The organism is Nostoc sp. (assembly GCF_036917455.1).
In the GTDB taxonomy this organism is placed as follows: Bacteria; Cyanobacteriota; Cyanobacteriia; order Cyanobacteriales; family Nostocaceae; genus Nostoc.
The window spans coordinates 25555-41203 of record NZ_JBALDK010000243.1 but is presented as its reverse complement, the minus strand read 5'-3'; the positions used below and the strand labels follow the sequence as shown (position 1 = coordinate 41203).

Annotated in this window: 13 protein-coding genes; 4 read left to right on the top strand and 9 right to left on the bottom strand. The window is 40.3% G+C overall.

Annotation, left to right across the window (positions count from 1 at the left end; all coding sequences use genetic code 11):
- A partial coding sequence (locus V7K42_RS27175; RefSeq protein ID WP_334920587.1) for a choice-of-anchor D domain-containing protein occupies window positions 1-1770 on the top strand: 1770 nt, incomplete at its 5' end.
- Between the two features lie 264 nt (window positions 1771-2034).
- On the opposite strand, the gene V7K42_RS27170 is transcribed toward V7K42_RS27175, so the two are convergent.
- On the bottom strand, window positions 2035-2469 hold the full coding sequence (locus tag V7K42_RS27170) for a hypothetical protein (protein WP_334920585.1): 435 nt from the start codon (window positions 2467-2469) through the stop codon (window positions 2035-2037).
- Window positions 2470-2588: 119 nt separating this feature from the next.
- Here V7K42_RS27170 and V7K42_RS27165 point away from each other — a divergent pair, with 119 nt between their 5' ends.
- Together V7K42_RS27165 and V7K42_RS27160 are read left to right on the top strand one after the other, a co-directional pair.
- Window positions 2589-4439: a S8 family peptidase gene (locus V7K42_RS27165; protein WP_334920583.1), complete on the top strand. Its 1851-nt coding sequence runs from the start codon at window positions 2589-2591 to the stop codon at window positions 4437-4439.
- A gap of 108 nt (window positions 4440-4547) precedes the next feature.
- A complete protein-coding gene (locus V7K42_RS27160; RefSeq protein ID WP_094327274.1) occupies window positions 4548-4781 on the top strand; it encodes a hypothetical protein in 234 nt (77 codons plus the stop codon).
- Here the strand turns inward: V7K42_RS27160 and V7K42_RS27155 are convergent.
- From V7K42_RS27155 to V7K42_RS27145, 3 genes are all read right to left on the bottom strand, one after another.
- A complete protein-coding gene (locus tag V7K42_RS27155) occupies window positions 4768-5091 on the bottom strand; it encodes a thioredoxin family protein (RefSeq protein WP_094327275.1) in 324 nt (107 codons plus the stop codon). The two genes, V7K42_RS27160 and V7K42_RS27155, sit on opposite strands and share 14 nt — an antisense overlap.
- Before the next feature lie 366 nt (window positions 5092-5457).
- The gene (locus V7K42_RS27150; RefSeq protein ID WP_334920582.1) at window positions 5458-5829 is read right to left on the bottom strand and encodes a hypothetical protein; all 372 of its coding nucleotides are present in this window, start codon (window positions 5827-5829) and stop codon (window positions 5458-5460) included.
- Window positions 5830-5937: 108 nt separating this feature from the next.
- On the bottom strand, window positions 5938-6108 hold the full coding sequence (locus tag V7K42_RS27145) for a hypothetical protein (protein WP_334920580.1): 171 nt from the start codon (window positions 6106-6108) through the stop codon (window positions 5938-5940).
- Window positions 6109-6469: 361 nt separating this feature from the next.
- On the opposite strand from V7K42_RS27145, the gene V7K42_RS27140 reads away from it, so the two are divergent.
- Complete coding sequence (locus V7K42_RS27140) at window positions 6470-6754, top strand: DUF427 domain-containing protein (protein ID WP_334920578.1); 285 nt, start codon at window positions 6470-6472, stop codon at window positions 6752-6754.
- A 341-nt stretch (window positions 6755-7095) separates the two neighbouring features.
- Here the strand turns inward: V7K42_RS27140 and V7K42_RS27135 are convergent, their stop codons facing one another.
- The 5 genes from V7K42_RS27135 to V7K42_RS27115 all read right to left on the bottom strand — a co-directional run bounded on the left by V7K42_RS27135 (window position 7096) and on the right by V7K42_RS27115 (window position 15184).
- Window positions 7096-10149: a hybrid sensor histidine kinase/response regulator gene (locus V7K42_RS27135; protein ID WP_334920576.1), complete on the bottom strand. Its 3054-nt coding sequence runs from the start codon at window positions 10147-10149 to the stop codon at window positions 7096-7098.
- 139 nt (window positions 10150-10288) lie between these two features.
- On the bottom strand, window positions 10289-13117 hold the full coding sequence (locus tag V7K42_RS27130) for a methyl-accepting chemotaxis protein (RefSeq protein ID WP_334920574.1): 2829 nt from the start codon (window positions 13115-13117) through the stop codon (window positions 10289-10291).
- A gap of 56 nt (window positions 13118-13173) precedes the next feature.
- The gene (locus tag V7K42_RS27125; RefSeq protein WP_334920572.1) at window positions 13174-13671 is read right to left on the bottom strand and encodes a chemotaxis protein CheW; all 498 of its coding nucleotides are present in this window, start codon (window positions 13669-13671) and stop codon (window positions 13174-13176) included.
- Window positions 13672-13675: 4 nt separating this feature from the next.
- Window positions 13676-14053: a response regulator transcription factor gene (locus tag V7K42_RS27120; RefSeq protein ID WP_334920570.1), complete on the bottom strand. Its 378-nt coding sequence runs from the start codon at window positions 14051-14053 to the stop codon at window positions 13676-13678.
- A 63-nt stretch (window positions 14054-14116) separates the two neighbouring features.
- Window positions 14117-15184: a response regulator gene (locus V7K42_RS27115; RefSeq protein ID WP_334920568.1), complete on the bottom strand. Its 1068-nt coding sequence runs from the start codon at window positions 15182-15184 to the stop codon at window positions 14117-14119.
- Window positions 15185-15649: the final 465 nt, after the last annotated feature.

Here is a 15649-nt window from a genome sequence, read left to right as displayed (position 1 = left end):
AATGCTTCTACAGCCATCACAGTGGCACTCAATACCACTACACCTGGTACTTATAGTGGCAGCTTTATTTTAAACAACAATGATACTAATGAAAGCCCCTTTGACTTTGCCATTAGTGGCATAGTTAAACCCGTTCCGACTCCAGAAATTCAGGTTCTCAATGGCACAGTTGACATTGCAGATGGTAGTACTACTGCGATTAACTTTGGCGATGTCGTTGCCGGTAACACCTTGACCAAAACCTTTACCATCAAGAACACTGGTACAGCCGCACTCAACCTGAGTAATCTGAAACTTCCCGACGGATTTAGTTTGGTTGGAACTCTTCCGACGAGTGTGGCTGCTAATGCTTCTACAGCCATCACAGTGGCACTCAATACCACTACACCTGGTACTTATAGTGGCAGCTTTATTTTAAACAACAATGATACTAATGAAAGTCCCTTTGACTTTGCCATTAGTGGCATAGTTAAACCCGTTCCGGCTCCAGAAATTCAAGTTCTCAATGGCACAGTTGACATTGCAGATGGCAGTACTACTGCGATTAACTTTGGCGATGTCGTTGCCGATAACACCTTGACCAAAACCTTTACCATCAAGAACACTGGTACAGCCGCACTCAACCTGAGTAATCTGAAACTTCCCGACGGATTTAGTTTGGTTGGAACTCTTCCGACGAGTGTGGCTGCTAATGCTTCTACAGCCATCACAGTGGCACTCAATACCACTACACCTGGTACTTATAGTGGCAGCTTTATTTTAAACAACAATGATACTAATGAAAGTTCCTTTGACTTTGCCATTAGTGGCATAGTTAAACCCGTTCCGGCTCCGGAAATTCGAGTGCTCAATGGCACAGTTGGTAATGACACCTTTATTACCAAGCTAAACAATGGCAATGACATCATCACAGATTTTGGCGGTGTAGGCACTAGCTCAAACCCGTCAGCTGCGGTGATTGCCAAGGTAGATACCTTGAAATTTATTGGGGCTGGCTTAACTGCGAGAAATCTGCAATTAACTCAAAATGGCAACAATTTAGAAGTTACCTTTGAAGATGTGGCTAATACCAAAGTCACTCTGCAAAACTTTCAGTTACAAAATCTAGATAACTTAGTCGCATCAACAACAAGACCCGCCATCGGTAATATCCAATTTGACGGAGAAGCCAGTGTTACCAAAAGCTTTGATGTGATTAATGCCAACTCCACTCAACCGTATATTTCCACCGCAAACGCTGTTACGTTCCTCAATGACTTGGACAATAACATCAGCGGTTTTTACAATTCCAACGATGTAATTAATGGTCAAGGAGGTAATGACACCATCAATGGCAGCGGTGGTAACGACTTACTGCGGGGCGGTACTGGCAACGATCTTCTCATTGGTGGACAAGGCAATGATACTCTTGTGGGTGGTATGGGTGCTGACTCTTTCCTGTACGACATCAATGCTGCCTTCAATAGCGCTGCTATAGGTATTGATACGATCGCTGACTTCAATCACTCTCAAGGTGACAAGATTATCCTTGATAAGACCACTTTTAATGCCCTTAATTCCGTTGCGGGAACCGGTTTTAGTAAAGCTAGCGATTTTCAAATCACTAGTTTAGGGGCAGTTAGTAATGCTGTGATTGTTTACGACCCAATAACTGGGCAATTACTATACAATCAAAATGGTAGTGCTGCTGGTTTCGGCACTGGCGGTCAATTTGCAAAACTTACTGGTGCGCCCACTCTTACTGCCTCCGACTTCATTGTTCAAGCATAGTTGGGTCGGTTCAACTGAGTCGAAGTGTAATCCAAACATGAATCGACTTTTAAGGCGGTTTTGAATTGAATAGATCGTATAGGGGTGCAATATATTTGTGCCCCTATAATTTTGTAATTTGATGGCAAAATTTTTACTTCTTATAAGTACCCCGACAGAATTAATTACATATTGATTCTTTACCAGACAAGAATTTCAGCCCAGTTTTTGTGTAACTAATTCTGTACGACTACTTATCATCTGGGATTTGTAGTTTAAATATAACTACTGCTGTGGTTCTGAGTGCAAGTCTTGTAATAATTCCTGCAAAAACTTACCCCATTGTGCCGCCAAAGGAATTTCTGTAAATGGAATACGTATTGAGTTAGTAGATTCGGAAAAGATAAATTCTAATTCTATGGAACGACCTTTATCAGGTGCATTTTCTATGTTTACTGATTTATCATCTACTAAAAGATGGATTTGTTTGACATCAAGCAAAGAGAATGTTTCTAGTCTAATAGGCCCTTTAGGTGTTGGTTTTCCCCAAGTTATATCCTTGCTTTTTTGACCTAATACTGAATAAATATCGTACTTAGCCCGTTCAAATTGCTCTGCCCAAGTGCGATAGGCTTCAACTTTTTGATACTCCTTCGAGCCTTGCCAAGCCAACCAGAAAAACATTACTAACAGGGGCAACCACAAAAGACCACGTTCCATCGTTTAAAAAATCCTGAGTCGTGAGCGAAACTTGTAACTAAAAGTGCAAAATCCACCAACAAGGGATGCAGATAAGTTATGGTAGTGAGCAAACTGGCAAAAAGCGGTGATGAGTTAATATGAGAAAACTTATATTATTGTGCTTGTTTGTCATTGGGCTGGGATCTGCCATGTTTGGTTTCCTGAATTTTCAGGGACTGGCAGCTAAAGGAGAGTTTGAGACGATTTTGCTTGATTTTCGGGAAGATATTCCATCAGTAGTGGTGGAACAGGACTTGCAAGCGATCGCCAAACAATACAACGTTACACCCCAATTAGACAACAAGTTTTCCAAAAAAGATAATGTGTATATTGTCAAAGGCGATCGCCAGCGACTTCAAGAACTGAAAAAATCTCAATTTGCCCAAGCTACAGAATTCATTGAACCAAATTATATTTACAGGAAGATTCCACAACCCGGCAAAGCTGCTTGGCTTGGCGAATTTTTGACACCCCAAGAAGATGATGAAGCAAGTCCTTCATTAACTGGCCCCAATGACCAATATTACAGCAAGCAGTGGAACTTGCACAAAATCGGTATTGAAGGCGCATGGAGTCAAACCAAAGGCAGTGGCATCACAGTTGCGGTAATTGACACCGGGATTACTAAGGTGCGCGACTTATATGAGACAAAATTCGTCAAAGGCTATGATTTTGTTAACGACCGAGAAGAAGCCACAGACGATAATGGTCATGGTACTCATGTTGCCGGAACTATTGCCCAAGCCACAAATAACAAATATGGCGTAGCTGGAATTGCTTATGAAGCCAGTCTGATGCCACTGAAGGTACTCAGTTCTTATGGTGGGGGTACGATTGCCGATATTGCCGAAGCGATTAAATTTGCTGCTGATAAAGGCGCAGATGTAATTAATATGAGCTTGGGCGGTGGCGGTGAAAGCAAGTTGATGAAAGAAGCGATCGAGTATGCCCATAGAAAAGGTGTAGTTATTATTGCCGCAGCCGGGAATGAAAACACCAATGGGGCAAGCTATCCAGCCCGCTATCCTTATGTAATCGGCGTTTCGGCAATTGGCCCAGATGGCGAAAGAGCGCCCTACTCTAACTTTGGCGCTGGGGTAGATATCTCGGCTCCTGGTGGTAGTGAAGCTGGTAAGATTCTCCAAGAAACTATTGATGAAAAGGGTGAAGGTGTCTTTCTAGGCTTTCAGGGAACAAGCATGGCTGCTCCCCACGTTGCTGGTGTTGCAGCTTTAATTAAAGCGGCTGGCATCAAAGAACCAGATGAAATTTTAAAAGTCCTCAAACAGTCAGCACGAGTTATTCAGGATGATGGTTTGAACTATTATGGCGCTGGACAACTTAATGCAGAAGCAGCAGTCAAACTAGCCTTTGGAGGGCAAATCAGTTTTCCAGATTTCTTTCGGTGGTTGCGGGATAGTGGCTATCTTAATCCCGGTTTTTGGATAGATGGTGGTGCAGTGGCACTGTTACCCAAGATTTTAATGGTAGTTGGTTCCTATCTGCTGGCTTGGTTTTTACGGGTTTACTTCCCCTTCACTTGGAGTTGGTCTTTATCAAGTGGACTAATTGCCGGCAGTTCTGGGTTATTCTTCCTCAAGGGAATCTATATTTTTGATCTTCCCCAATGGCCTTTCCGAGTTTTGGGCAGTTCAATTCCCGAACTAGGTAATACCCTCCAAGGAACTGATGCCTTGAATCCCCTATTTGCTAGCGTACTGATTCCCATCGTGTTGATGGCATTGCTATTGGGACATCCTAGTTGGAAATGGTTTGCCATTGGTTCAACATTAGGTGTAGCAGCGTGCTTGACGGTAAGTGCATTTTTCGATCCAGCCGTTTGGGGTTTGGGAGGTGGTAACATAGCACGCCTATTCCTCATCGCCAATGCCCTAATCTGTTATGGACTTGTTCGTTTAGCATTGAGAAACGAAGAAAAGATAGCATAAATGGGAAATGGGGAATTGGGAAGAATTCTTAATAACTCCTAACTCCCCCACTCAGCAGGGGCTAAATGCCCCGCTACCACTAACAGCACTAACAAATCAGCACTATTTATGAGCATTACACTTACAGGTACAATCCAACGCCGTGATATTGGCACAGGCGCATGGGCATTAGTCACAGAAGAGGGCGTTACTTACGAGATCCTCAGAGGGGCTGACAAAGACTTACTCAAAGAAGCACAAAAAGCAAAAGTTAAGGGACAGGTGCGTGAAGATATCATGACAACTGCCATGATTGGCCCTGTCCTAGAGGTTAAATCTTTTGAGGTAATTAGTTCTGATTAGCTGTGGAATTCAGAACCTCTTGAAGACGGCTTCTAAATTCCCCTTTGGGATGACCCCCTTTTACTTCACCCACAATCTGAAATTCCCCTTCTGGAGAATTGCAGATGATGTAAGTAGGCCATCCCATTTCTGATTTGTCGGGATACTGAGTCAATAAAATCTTGCGATACTTGCGGTAGGCAGTCGTATCCTGCATTTTCACATCAATAAATTCTAAACCCAGTTCTTCAGCCACTTTTTTGTCATAAAAAGACATTTTGTGGCAAATGCCGCACTCTTCTGAAGAGAACTTAATTACAGCTAAACTCATGGGTTGGTAACTCTTTGGTTTCAGTCAAAGTTTTTTAGCATAATGCCATGAAATACTATCATATAGCTGGTCATTAGTGTAATAAATTTTTATCTAACTTTGGGAAGTAGCAGCCTCTAGAACCGCAATAAAGTCAGGAAATTTCTTTAATCGGTGAGCTAATTTCCAGTTACCCCCCTTGAGTAAAACTGGCGTTGACAGCAACGCAGATATTGCTTCTGCGGTAGTTGTCACCACCTTAAAGGGGCTGTAGGCTGCGATCGCTTTATGCTATAAAAAGGCAGGAGCGAAGGCACAGCCCCTCGTAGACATCACTTTTTATCACGTATTTACAAACTTTGACCAACCTGCACTTAGTTACCTAAATCACTGACTAATACCATCGATCATTGATCTGAACTGCGACTCAACCGCATTGACATAACCTCGATCGTTCAAAACTTGTACTGGTAACTTTTTAGCCTTGATAGCAGCCTCAACCACATCTTTTGCAGTCACATTTCCTATTTGGAATTCAGATATCAAACGACCCGCACTGGGAATACCCTGCTCTTTGAAAGCACCTTTATAAGCTAAAAAGGCAATATTGAAAGGTTGAAGATAGCTGACATTTGACGAATCTGTGTTGATTTGTTCAGCACTATTGTTAGTATTAACTGCTTGAGCGTCAACAATTGCAGGTAGAAAAGCAATACACGCAACAATAAGCGCAGAATTTATCAAGTTTATAATCTTCATGATTTTCGCCTAATTTTGACTAAATTAGTTAACTTTATTTAGTAATAAAAGCCTATTTTTAGTAGTTGTCTTTTCTTGTTATTAAGTCACTATCTTCTAAATTCTTCTTTAATCAAAATTACTCAGACCCATCATCTGATATGCAATAAAAGCAGTGTCAAATGATTTGAGAGAATTTACATTTGTCGAATAGCTAGATAAAGCGTCAGAGTTGACGGCTGTGTTTATTGATGCGTCATTGTTATTATTGGCTGTATGAACGCTATTGATTTTAGACATAGAATTCATCCATGCAACAATTTGTGCATAATTTATAAAGCTTGTAAGTTTCATAGTAATGAGGATCTTGTCTTCTAAATTTTCTTTATTTCGGCTAGAAACTGAAATTAAACTTTTTTACTAACTACGTTTCTATACCAATATGCTAGAAAATATTCATCAGGGAAGCAAATACTTTTAATTTTTAATTTGATAAACAAAAGTGATGCCAATCAATATTGGCATTGCAAAGTTTTCGATAAATCTTATTGATTATTGATTTGAGCTTGAATGGACTCTAATGTAAGTTAGCCGTTCAGGAGGATAAAGTAAGCCGATCGTGTCAAAATGTTAAGTGTATAGTTTATTTGCAAACTCACTTATGCCGAAAGCAATTTGGAATGGCGCAGTTTTGGCCGAAAGCGATCGCACCGTAGTTGTGGAAAACAACCATTATTTCCCTGTTGACTCCATTAAAAAAGAGTACTTCACAGACAGTAGCACCCACACTACTTGTCCTTGGAAAGGTGTCGCTAACTACTACAGTATTGAAGTTGATGGACAAATCAACAAAGATGCTGCTTGGTACTATCCCAGCGTCAAGGAGAAGGCTAAGAATATTGAGGGTTATGTGGCCTTCTGGAAGGGTGTAAAAGTAGAGGCTTAATAAAGGTTCCTGGAAGTATTTTATTTCCAGGAAATTAATTCACAATTTATAGCAACTGGAATGTCGATATTACGAACTTGGCGAATAGTATAATCAGGTGGTAAAGATGAAGCTCTAGTCATTTCTGTAGCACCTGCTTTTTATTATGCCAACTCAATACACAAACATTTTTAACTTTTGGATGTAAAATCAGCGCACAAACTAAGCACTCAAAACCTTGATTTAACCTGAGTTAGACGGAACTAAAAACGATAGAAGGCAGTGCAAAGAAATTTTTTGATTAAATTTCAATCGAGGGTATCTAGCAAGCTTTTGCCTTTTTATAACCGTCTAACTCACGTTTAATTAGAAGCTGCCTTTTCTGCCACATTACGAATTATTTCCTCCAGCGTTTGGAGTAATTCTTGCTCGTTATAAGGTTTAGAAAAGTAAGCCCTTGCCCCCAATTGCATAGCTAATTGTCGATGTTTATTGCTGCTACGAGAAGTCAGCATTGCAACTGGAATATTTTTTGTATCAACGTCTGAATTTACCTTACCTAAAAAGCCATAACCATCTAGACGAGGCATTTCAATATCACAAATTACTGCTTCCACTCTCAATCCACTATGGAGTTTTTCTAAAGCATCTTGACCATCTTTAGCTTGTTCTACTTGATACCCTCCTTTTTCAAGAGTCAGGGCTAAAAAGCGGCGAACATTAATCGAGTCATCTACAATTAAAATTGTACCTTTCTGCTTCACAGATGCAGCTGATATTTTATTTTCATCAAATATCAAGAATGGCGTTTTTAACCTTGCTGATGGTAATTGAATACCTTTAGGAGTCCGGCGATTTGTAGCAATCCAATATAGCAATTCATTAACATTAACTAGTGGCACTACTCGACCATCACCGAGAATTGTGCAGTTGCTGAAGCCTTCCGGTAAAGGTATATTTCCCTCAACTTGGCGAATAGCAACCTCTTGTTCGCCCCAGCAACGGTCTATTTGGATTGCTACTGGCTGATTATTCCCTTTGACTACTAACACACTGTTAGCATTAATTGCTGCCGGAGTCTCTAATTCTGAGGTATCGTAGCGGAGGCAATTAAACTCTAAATAAGGAGTTAGGCGAATCAGTGGCAGCATAGTTCCTTGCCAATTTAGAACTTCGCTACCTGCCATTTGAAAAACTCGCTCGTTTTGGAGTAAGAATATTTCTGAAATGACATCTGTGGGAAATGCCAATAACATTTTGTTGATTTCTACCAGCAGAACTCGTGCAACGGAAAGTGTAAATGGTACTGATAGGGTGAAGGTAGTACCAACTCCTGGTTCCGTATCAACTTTCACATCTCCTCGAATCAGTTTGAGGTTGTTACGAACTACATCCATTCCGACACCGCGGCCAGATAATGCTGTAACTTGCTCGGAGGTAGTAAAACCTGGTTCAAAAATTAGTGATAATAGTTCTTCATCACTTGCATTAGCTAGTAATGAAGCATCCAATCCCATAGCTAGGGCGCGGGTGCGAATTTTCTCCAAAGAAATGCCCCAACCATCATCTCGAATGGTAATGAGGGTACGATTACTGCGGTGACTGGCTGTAATTTCAATTAATCCTTGTTCTGGTTTACCTAGAAGGCGGCGAGTTCCAGAATCTTCGATACCATGATCGAAAGCATTCCTTAACAGATGCATTAAAGGTTCGTTTAATGTTTCTAAAATGCTGCGTTCAATTAACGTGTTGCCACCTTCAATTTTTAACTGGACATTTTTCCCATACTCTACATTTAAATCGCGCAAAGCTCTAGGAAAACGTTCGGTTAAATCGGACAGTGGCCGCATTCTGATGTGATTTAACTTTGTCTGTAACTGTTTGGATGTTTTGTTAATTTTACGAGCAATTTGGTCTGTATCATCTACACTGAGTTGCACATCAGTTGTCACTTCCTGTACCTGAACAATAGTTTCCATAACTTCCTGCGATCGCAGGTTTAAATCGTTATAACGATCCATTTCTAAAGTATCAAATTCCCTCTCTATGCCTTGTGTTTGGTGTCCATTTTCAGCTTGCACCCCCACGCTAGTAGACGTAGCAGCCTGAGTAGAAATTTTGTCATAAGCTATACGTAAATCCTGGTTTTCCCGGTCAAGAACTTGTACTCGCTGGTTCAAGTTACGAACTAGTTTGCGTAATCTTTCTAGTTGCGAGTTTAAGCCATTTCGTTGAACAATCAGTTCGCCAAATAAATCATTAATTTGCTCTAGTTGTTTGCTGGGAACTCGAACGCTATTCTCAGGAATTTCCCGATCTTTAACAACGCCATTTGACTCTCCTTTCACCTCGCTGTATTTAGCATCTGAAAGATTATTTTCCCTAACAAATATAGGATTTTGTTCTGTAATATTGATAGCATTAACATCATCTGCAAATTCTGCATCTACAAATGTAAAATTAGCAGCGATACCTGTGCTAGGCTGCGCAAACGCTTCATCATTAGTCCAATTTTCTCTAATGTTTTCTGGTTGCCAAACAGATGTGGGCACTACTTCTGGATCGAGAATATCTGTATCTGCGGGGAGAAGTTGTGGTGCTACTTCTGCTGATGGTAATAGTAGCTGCGATTGCGTATAACTACCAAAATCAAGTTCTGTAGGTAAGTTATCTAATTGATTTGTCAGCACCAAAGCTTGCGATCGCCGCCATGCTTGCAATGCTAACTGAGCAATTTCAGGAATGCGATCGCTGCTAGCCGTTTCCAATTGCTGCGTTACTGACTCACAAAGCTTGCTAAAAGCTGCCAACTGGAGCATTTCACCCAAACCGCCTAATTCGGCTGCCATGATCACAATTTCTTCATGCAATCCGGGCTGTTGGCTATCTGCCAATAAAGATTCTAGACGCTGCAAACACTCTTCTACTTCTGTGGCAAATAGCAAGGGGATAACGTCTTGTCCATCCTCTGGAGATAGCATGGATGACGCATCCTCTGGGGTGGGGTCGCCTAAGCGATCGTGCAACTCATCAAAAACTGGATAACAAAAGGTTGCTAACCACGCATCTTCAACAACATTTCCTTCTGCAAGCAATTCGACAATCTGACGCAGCCAATCAACTCCAGATAGCAATAAACTTTGCAATTGGGTGTCAATTTCTAGAGAACTTTTTTTAGTTTTTAAAACTTTAAAGGAATCTTCTAAACGGTGAGATAAATGACTTAGCGATTTAAATCCCATCATCCCCGCACCACCTTTAATAGAATGAGCGGCTCGGAGTGCAGCATTGATTTTATCTAAATCGATGCGGTTACTAGTATCGATTTCTAGCAACACACCTTCTAACGTATTTAAGTAATCAGTTGCTTCTTCCAGAAACTGCATCTGGATTTCTAATTCTTTGTCTTGTAACATGGGTTTTGTCCTTAGTTATTGGTCATTGATCATTAGTTATTAGTCATTGGTCATTAGTAAAAAGACGACAAACAAATAACAAAATTCATTCATCATTGGTCACTAGCAAAGGACAAATGACAAATGACAAATGACAAACTTAACTAACTTTGAAAGCCTCGACAGTCTCTTGCAACTGCTGAGAAATTTCCACAGTTTGTTGCAGAGATTGGGAAACTTGACGAGAAGAATCGCTGGTGCGTTGTGATATAGCAGCAATATCTTTCATCAATTGGCTAACACTTTGTGATGTTTCAACCTGAGATGCAGTTGTAGTGGAAATCGACTGCACTAAGAAGTCAATTTGAAGGGATACATCCAAAATTTCACTTAGACTTTGTTTAGCCTCCTCCACAATTCGAGTTCCTTCCACTACTTGGGTAGTGCCTATTTCCATCGCCTGCACCACCTCACTGGTTTCTCGTTGGATATTTTCAACAATTTGTTCAATTTCTTGGGTTGCTGCGGCACTCCTGACTGCTAGTTCGCCGACTTCTTCCGCAACTACGGCAAAACCTTGACCTTCTTCACCCGCACGCGCTGCTTCAATACCGGCGTTAATGGCCAGTAAGTTAGTTTGAATAGCGATTTGGTTAATTAAGGACACCACGCGGGAAATTTGTTGCGAAGACTCTCCCAGACGTTTAACTTTCTTAGCAGTTTCACCCACAGTTTCCCGCAAAGACATGATATTTTGGACTGTTAAATCCATTGCGTGTCCACTCTTGGTAGCAGTGTGCGCCGCATGATTGGCAACGAAAGCAGCTTTTTCGGCACTTTCGGCTAAGGCTTTCATGGATTGGGTCATTTGGTCAACAGCATCGAGGGTGCGGTTGATTTCGGCAGCTTGGGTAAGTGCTTCCTCTGCCAAGTGGCGGATGGCTCCTTCGTTAGAGCCAATGGCAGTATTAACGTGGGTGGCAGCTTGTTGAACTTGGGTAACAATATCTCGGAGGCTTTCGACAATGGAATTGAAAAAGTCGGCAACAGTGCCTATTTCTCCCGCCGTCACGTCTGCACGCACTGTTAAGTCGCCTCTGGCTGCGCCTTCTACGTCGTTGAGCAGTTCTAAAAGTTGCTGTTGCAGTGTTTCTTTTTGATGCCGTTCATCGTCAGAATCGGTGCCTGCAACATTCCTAACTTGTTCAATCTCTTCTAATAACTTGGCTTGTTCTAAGGCGTAACCGACTTGAGTCGTTATCTGTTTAAACAAGTCAATTTCCGGCTGTTGCCAAACCCGAGGAGTTTCGCAATGATGAGCAATTAATAAGCCTAAAAATTGCTCTTGGACAAGAATTGGTACGACCAAATTACCTTTGACAGCAAATTTTTCTAAAAATTGAATGTAACCGTTGGCATTTTTCAGGCTTTGGTCTTGATGAATGTTGGCAATTGCTTGCACCTGTCCATCATGATAAGTTTCTAGATAACGTTCCCGAAAATAAGGCTCGTCGATTTTCACTCCGAGCATTTCTGGCCAATTACCAGTTACCGATTCCGCAACAACAACACCATCCCGCTTATCTGGATTCAGACTATAAATGATTACTCGGTCTGTTTTTAGCACTTGCTGAACTTCTTTCACTACTGCGTGAAAAATATCTTCAGTTTTGAGACTTTTCCGAATTCGTAGGGTAATATCTGCTAGTAATTTTGCCCCTTCAATATCTACTTCTTGTTCCTTAACTAAAACCTGCAATTGTTCGGCCATAAGGTTGATATTTGCACTCAATACCCCTAATTCGTCTTCACTTTCGATTTCCACACGGGTATTGAATTTACCTTGACCAAGCTTTGCTAATGCCGCAGTTGCAGTGATAATTGGTAGTGTAGTTAGTTTAGCTAACCGAGATGCGATCGCACCCACAATCAATGCTGTCACTGTTGTACCGATGGCTATAGTCCACAACAATTGTCTTTGCGGCTCAAATACAATTGCTGTATCTGTAGATAAAAGTACTTGCCAGTTTAAATCTGGTAAGCCGTCTAGCCTACTAGCTGGTACGTAGCTGACTAATTCTGGTTTTTTGTCAGTTTTGGGAACATCTATAAAACTATCTACCTTGTTTGCTGCCAGCAGTTTAGGTAAATTAGAATACTCTGCTTTTGCTTCTTTCCCCAATAATTCCTTTTGGGGACTCAAGAAAACTGTTCCTGAAGCATCGAGCAAATAGTATTGTTGTCCATTGGCTACGTAGTTCTTGATGACTTCCTCTAAAGATTTTACGGGCATCCGCGCTCTGACCACACCAATGGTTTGGCCCGTCCTTGTCTCTTTCACAGGTGCAGCTATATAAATATTCACTACACCAGTGTTTTTTGCTGCTTCCGGTTTACTGATGACAGGAGTATCTTTTTGTAAAGCGTCTTGAAAGTAGGTAAGGTCTTTTTGGTTATCCAAAGGTTCGCCTGTGGATTGGACAATCAAGTTACCTTGACGATCAAAAACAGCAACGCTGTCATAAGCTTTGTAGGCTTCGACAACTCGATCTAGGACTGCTTGCTTTTGCTGAGTGGTGATATTTACACTAGCTTGGGGACTTGTCAAAAAAAGCAAACTTGATATTACCTGAATATCACCGTAGCGTCCTAACATAAAGCGGTTAACTTTATCACTTAAACCAGTGGCTTCAGCTTGTTGAGACTGGGTAATTTGCTTAGTAATGGACTTGTTGGCAAAAGTAAAAGCGATCGCACCGATACCCAATACTGGTATTGTACTGATTGCGATCGCTAAAATAGTCGCTTTCTTAGCCAATCCAAGTTTTGTAAAAGAGGCAAAAGCTTGATTTAGCGAAGAATTATTAGCCGTTTCACTACTATTTTTAGTTGGCAATTTGATGGCACTACCAGTTATTTTTTGGGATGAAATCAGTGATGCTCGATTTTGAGCGCTATTACCTTGATTTCCGTTGGTTTTATTAAACATAAATATAGTTATCCTAACTATGTGAATAAGAACACTAAAATTTTTAGTAGTACACCCTACTCACTACGGAGAATAGAAGATTGCCCAATTGCCTGTGCATCTAATACCAGCAATATTTCTTCTTGTTGGACAACACAGCCACATAAATAAGGAACTAAACTGGATGCCACTTGTCCTATAGGTGATTGAATATTATCAGGAATAAACTTAGTGGTACCTTTTATTTCTTGCACAACTAAACCTAGTACCAATGATTCCACTTGAATAACGATCGCACTGTACTGCCGCAGTCGATAATCAAGAGATTCCAAATTGAGCATTCTTGGCAAATCAACTACCCAAATTATCCGACTCCGCCAATTCATTAATCCTAATATGCAGGTGGGCATATTAGGCATTGGGGTTACAGATTCAATAGGCACAAGAATTGCTTCTTGCGTATGCTTCATTGATAAAACAGCAGCAGTCTGTTGATTTAACTGAAACTTTAGATAACCGTCTGCTAAATTATTTTGAGTTGGTTTTAAAGGAAGTGTAACGTTTGTACTAGTCATTGATTCAAATTACCACTGATTTAATAGTACGTAGGAGATGTTCGCGAGTATAAGGTTTAGTTATGTAGGCATCTGCACCTTGTCTCATCGCCCATAAACGGTCAATTTCTTGATTTTTGGAACTACAAATCACAATCGGCACTTTTGAAGTAATCGGATTTCTTCTCAAAGAACGACACAACTCAAATCCGCTCATTTCTGGCATTACTACATCAGTAACGATCGCATCTGGTTTTTCTAACACAGCTTTTTCTAAACCCTCTTTTGCACCACTTGCTTTAATTACGTTGTAACCACTCTCTTTGAGATAATGGCTCATTAATTCCAATTCACTGGGAGAATCTTCTACAATCAGAATTGTGCCAAGCAAAGTCAGGCTCACTATTAAATCTCCTAAAAAAATAAATTAAACATATTAGCTTTATTATTATTTGCCTTGTTTAAATCAACCAAGATGTTTAAAAACCATTTTTAGTAATTCTGATTGTGTAAAGGGCTTAGTCAAATATCCTGACGATCTGACCATTTTCGCCTTTGCTCTATCGATAAACCCTGTTCTACCTGTTACCATAATGATAGGTGTATGTTTAAAAGCTGAATGTTTCCGTAATAAGGAACATAGCTCATAACCATCTAAACTCGGCATCTCAACATCTAGTAAAATCAGATCGGGCTTACTCCGCAGAATTTGCATTAGAGCCTTAACCGGATCGTTGATTGTTACAACTGAAAATGTATTTTCATCCAAAAAATGTTTGATAGAATTCAAAACTGTTTGGCTATCATCGATGCAGGCAATTGTATATAGTTTTTTGCCAGCAGGTGGCTGAATAGTTTTATTATTTTCAGGAATATCAAAATTGATTGGTATCGGCAACTTTTGCCCAAGTTTTATTTGCAGTTGTAGCTGAACTTGAGACGGTTGTATTTTAGATAAAACTTGGGAACCCCCACCAGATGGAATTGATGACTGGATATTTTGCCGATTTCGTAACTGTTTTTGACAGTGTTCAACAAGTAACCGTAAATCCAGGCGACAGAACTTTGGTAGTTCATCCAAAGAGCTTTCTGGACTGAATTCATAGCTACCTTCTTTTAAACACAGAAATGATTCCACTACATCTTTCGCTAATTCATCTATCAGGCTTGCTGCTTGTACAGGGGTAATATAGTCCTGATTTACTAACCAACAAATAGCTTGGTAATCCGCATTGGCTATTGATTGATGTTCATTCTTTGTCTCAAACATTAGCCGCATCTGCACGCGAGTGGCGCTGTTGAGAGCAGGAATTTGCTGGCTTAAGCGTCGTAAGTGACTGTCAAGCCGCTCAAACAGTTTATCTGAATAGGAGGCATAAGTAAGTTTACCGTCCTCTAGATAAATTGACCAAGAAACTATTCCAGTAAATATGCTTAAGCACCCTGTAGCACGCCGACTGGTTAATTGTGCCAACAGAGATAGCGGATGTAGTTTCTGGAACAACCTGTAGCTACCTATAGGAGTTGTGCTCATTTTGCTTTTACTTCAGCTAAATTCGATCCGTGTAAACTAAATTCGTATAGAGTTATTCCACAATTAAAATCAAGTAAAAAGCATCAAACTTTTGTATATTAAAGTACATCAGTTTATATTTAGGGTTTGTGGTGAAACTCAATGAAAATAGCGTTGTTTTCAAACGATCAAATCTCAGCAAATTCGTAAATTATTATTAATTTACTTCCTGTTACTGAGATTTACAGACATCTTTGGAGAATAAGACATAGAAATGTCAAGACTAGATGAAGCCACTTTCCATTGAGTAACCCCAATCTGACCACAGGAATAATACTGATTTTCTTAAATCAATATATTTGAACTTCTGTATTTACACTTAAAAAAATCCAGTCTTTAAGCATATAAGTACTAAATAAAGCCACTCTTCATTAAGCAACCCTCTTGTGACTACAGGGATAATACTGATTTTTTTGAAATAAATAA

Excerpts from the sequence above, each read along its gene's own strand:
- V7K42_RS27115 (WP_334920568.1), bottom strand. The coding sequence starts at position 15,184 with ATGAGCACAACTCCTATAGGTAGCTACAGGTTGTTCCAGAAACTACAT.
- V7K42_RS27160 (WP_094327274.1), top strand. The coding sequence starts at position 4,548 with ATGAGCATTACACTTACAGGTACAATCCAACGCCGTGATATTGGCACA.
- V7K42_RS27170 (WP_334920585.1), bottom strand. The coding sequence starts at position 2,469 with ATGGAACGTGGTCTTTTGTGGTTGCCCCTGTTAGTAATGTTTTTCTGG.
- V7K42_RS27150 (WP_334920582.1), bottom strand. The coding sequence starts at position 5,829 with ATGAAGATTATAAACTTGATAAATTCTGCGCTTATTGTTGCGTGTATT.
- V7K42_RS27125 (WP_334920572.1), bottom strand. The coding sequence starts at position 13,671 with ATGACTAGTACAAACGTTACACTTCCTTTAAAACCAACTCAAAATAAT.
- V7K42_RS27165 (WP_334920583.1), top strand. The coding sequence starts at position 2,589 with ATGAGAAAACTTATATTATTGTGCTTGTTTGTCATTGGGCTGGGATCT.
- V7K42_RS27155 (WP_094327275.1), bottom strand. The coding sequence starts at position 5,091 with ATGAGTTTAGCTGTAATTAAGTTCTCTTCAGAAGAGTGCGGCATTTGC.
- V7K42_RS27135 (WP_334920576.1), bottom strand. The coding sequence starts at position 10,149 with ATGTTACAAGACAAAGAATTAGAAATCCAGATGCAGTTTCTGGAAGAA.
- V7K42_RS27140 (WP_334920578.1), top strand. The coding sequence starts at position 6,470 with ATGCCGAAAGCAATTTGGAATGGCGCAGTTTTGGCCGAAAGCGATCGC.
- V7K42_RS27145 (WP_334920580.1), bottom strand. The coding sequence starts at position 6,108 with ATGTCTAAAATCAATAGCGTTCATACAGCCAATAATAACAATGACGCA.
- V7K42_RS27130 (WP_334920574.1), bottom strand. The coding sequence starts at position 13,117 with ATGTTTAATAAAACCAACGGAAATCAAGGTAATAGCGCTCAAAATCGA.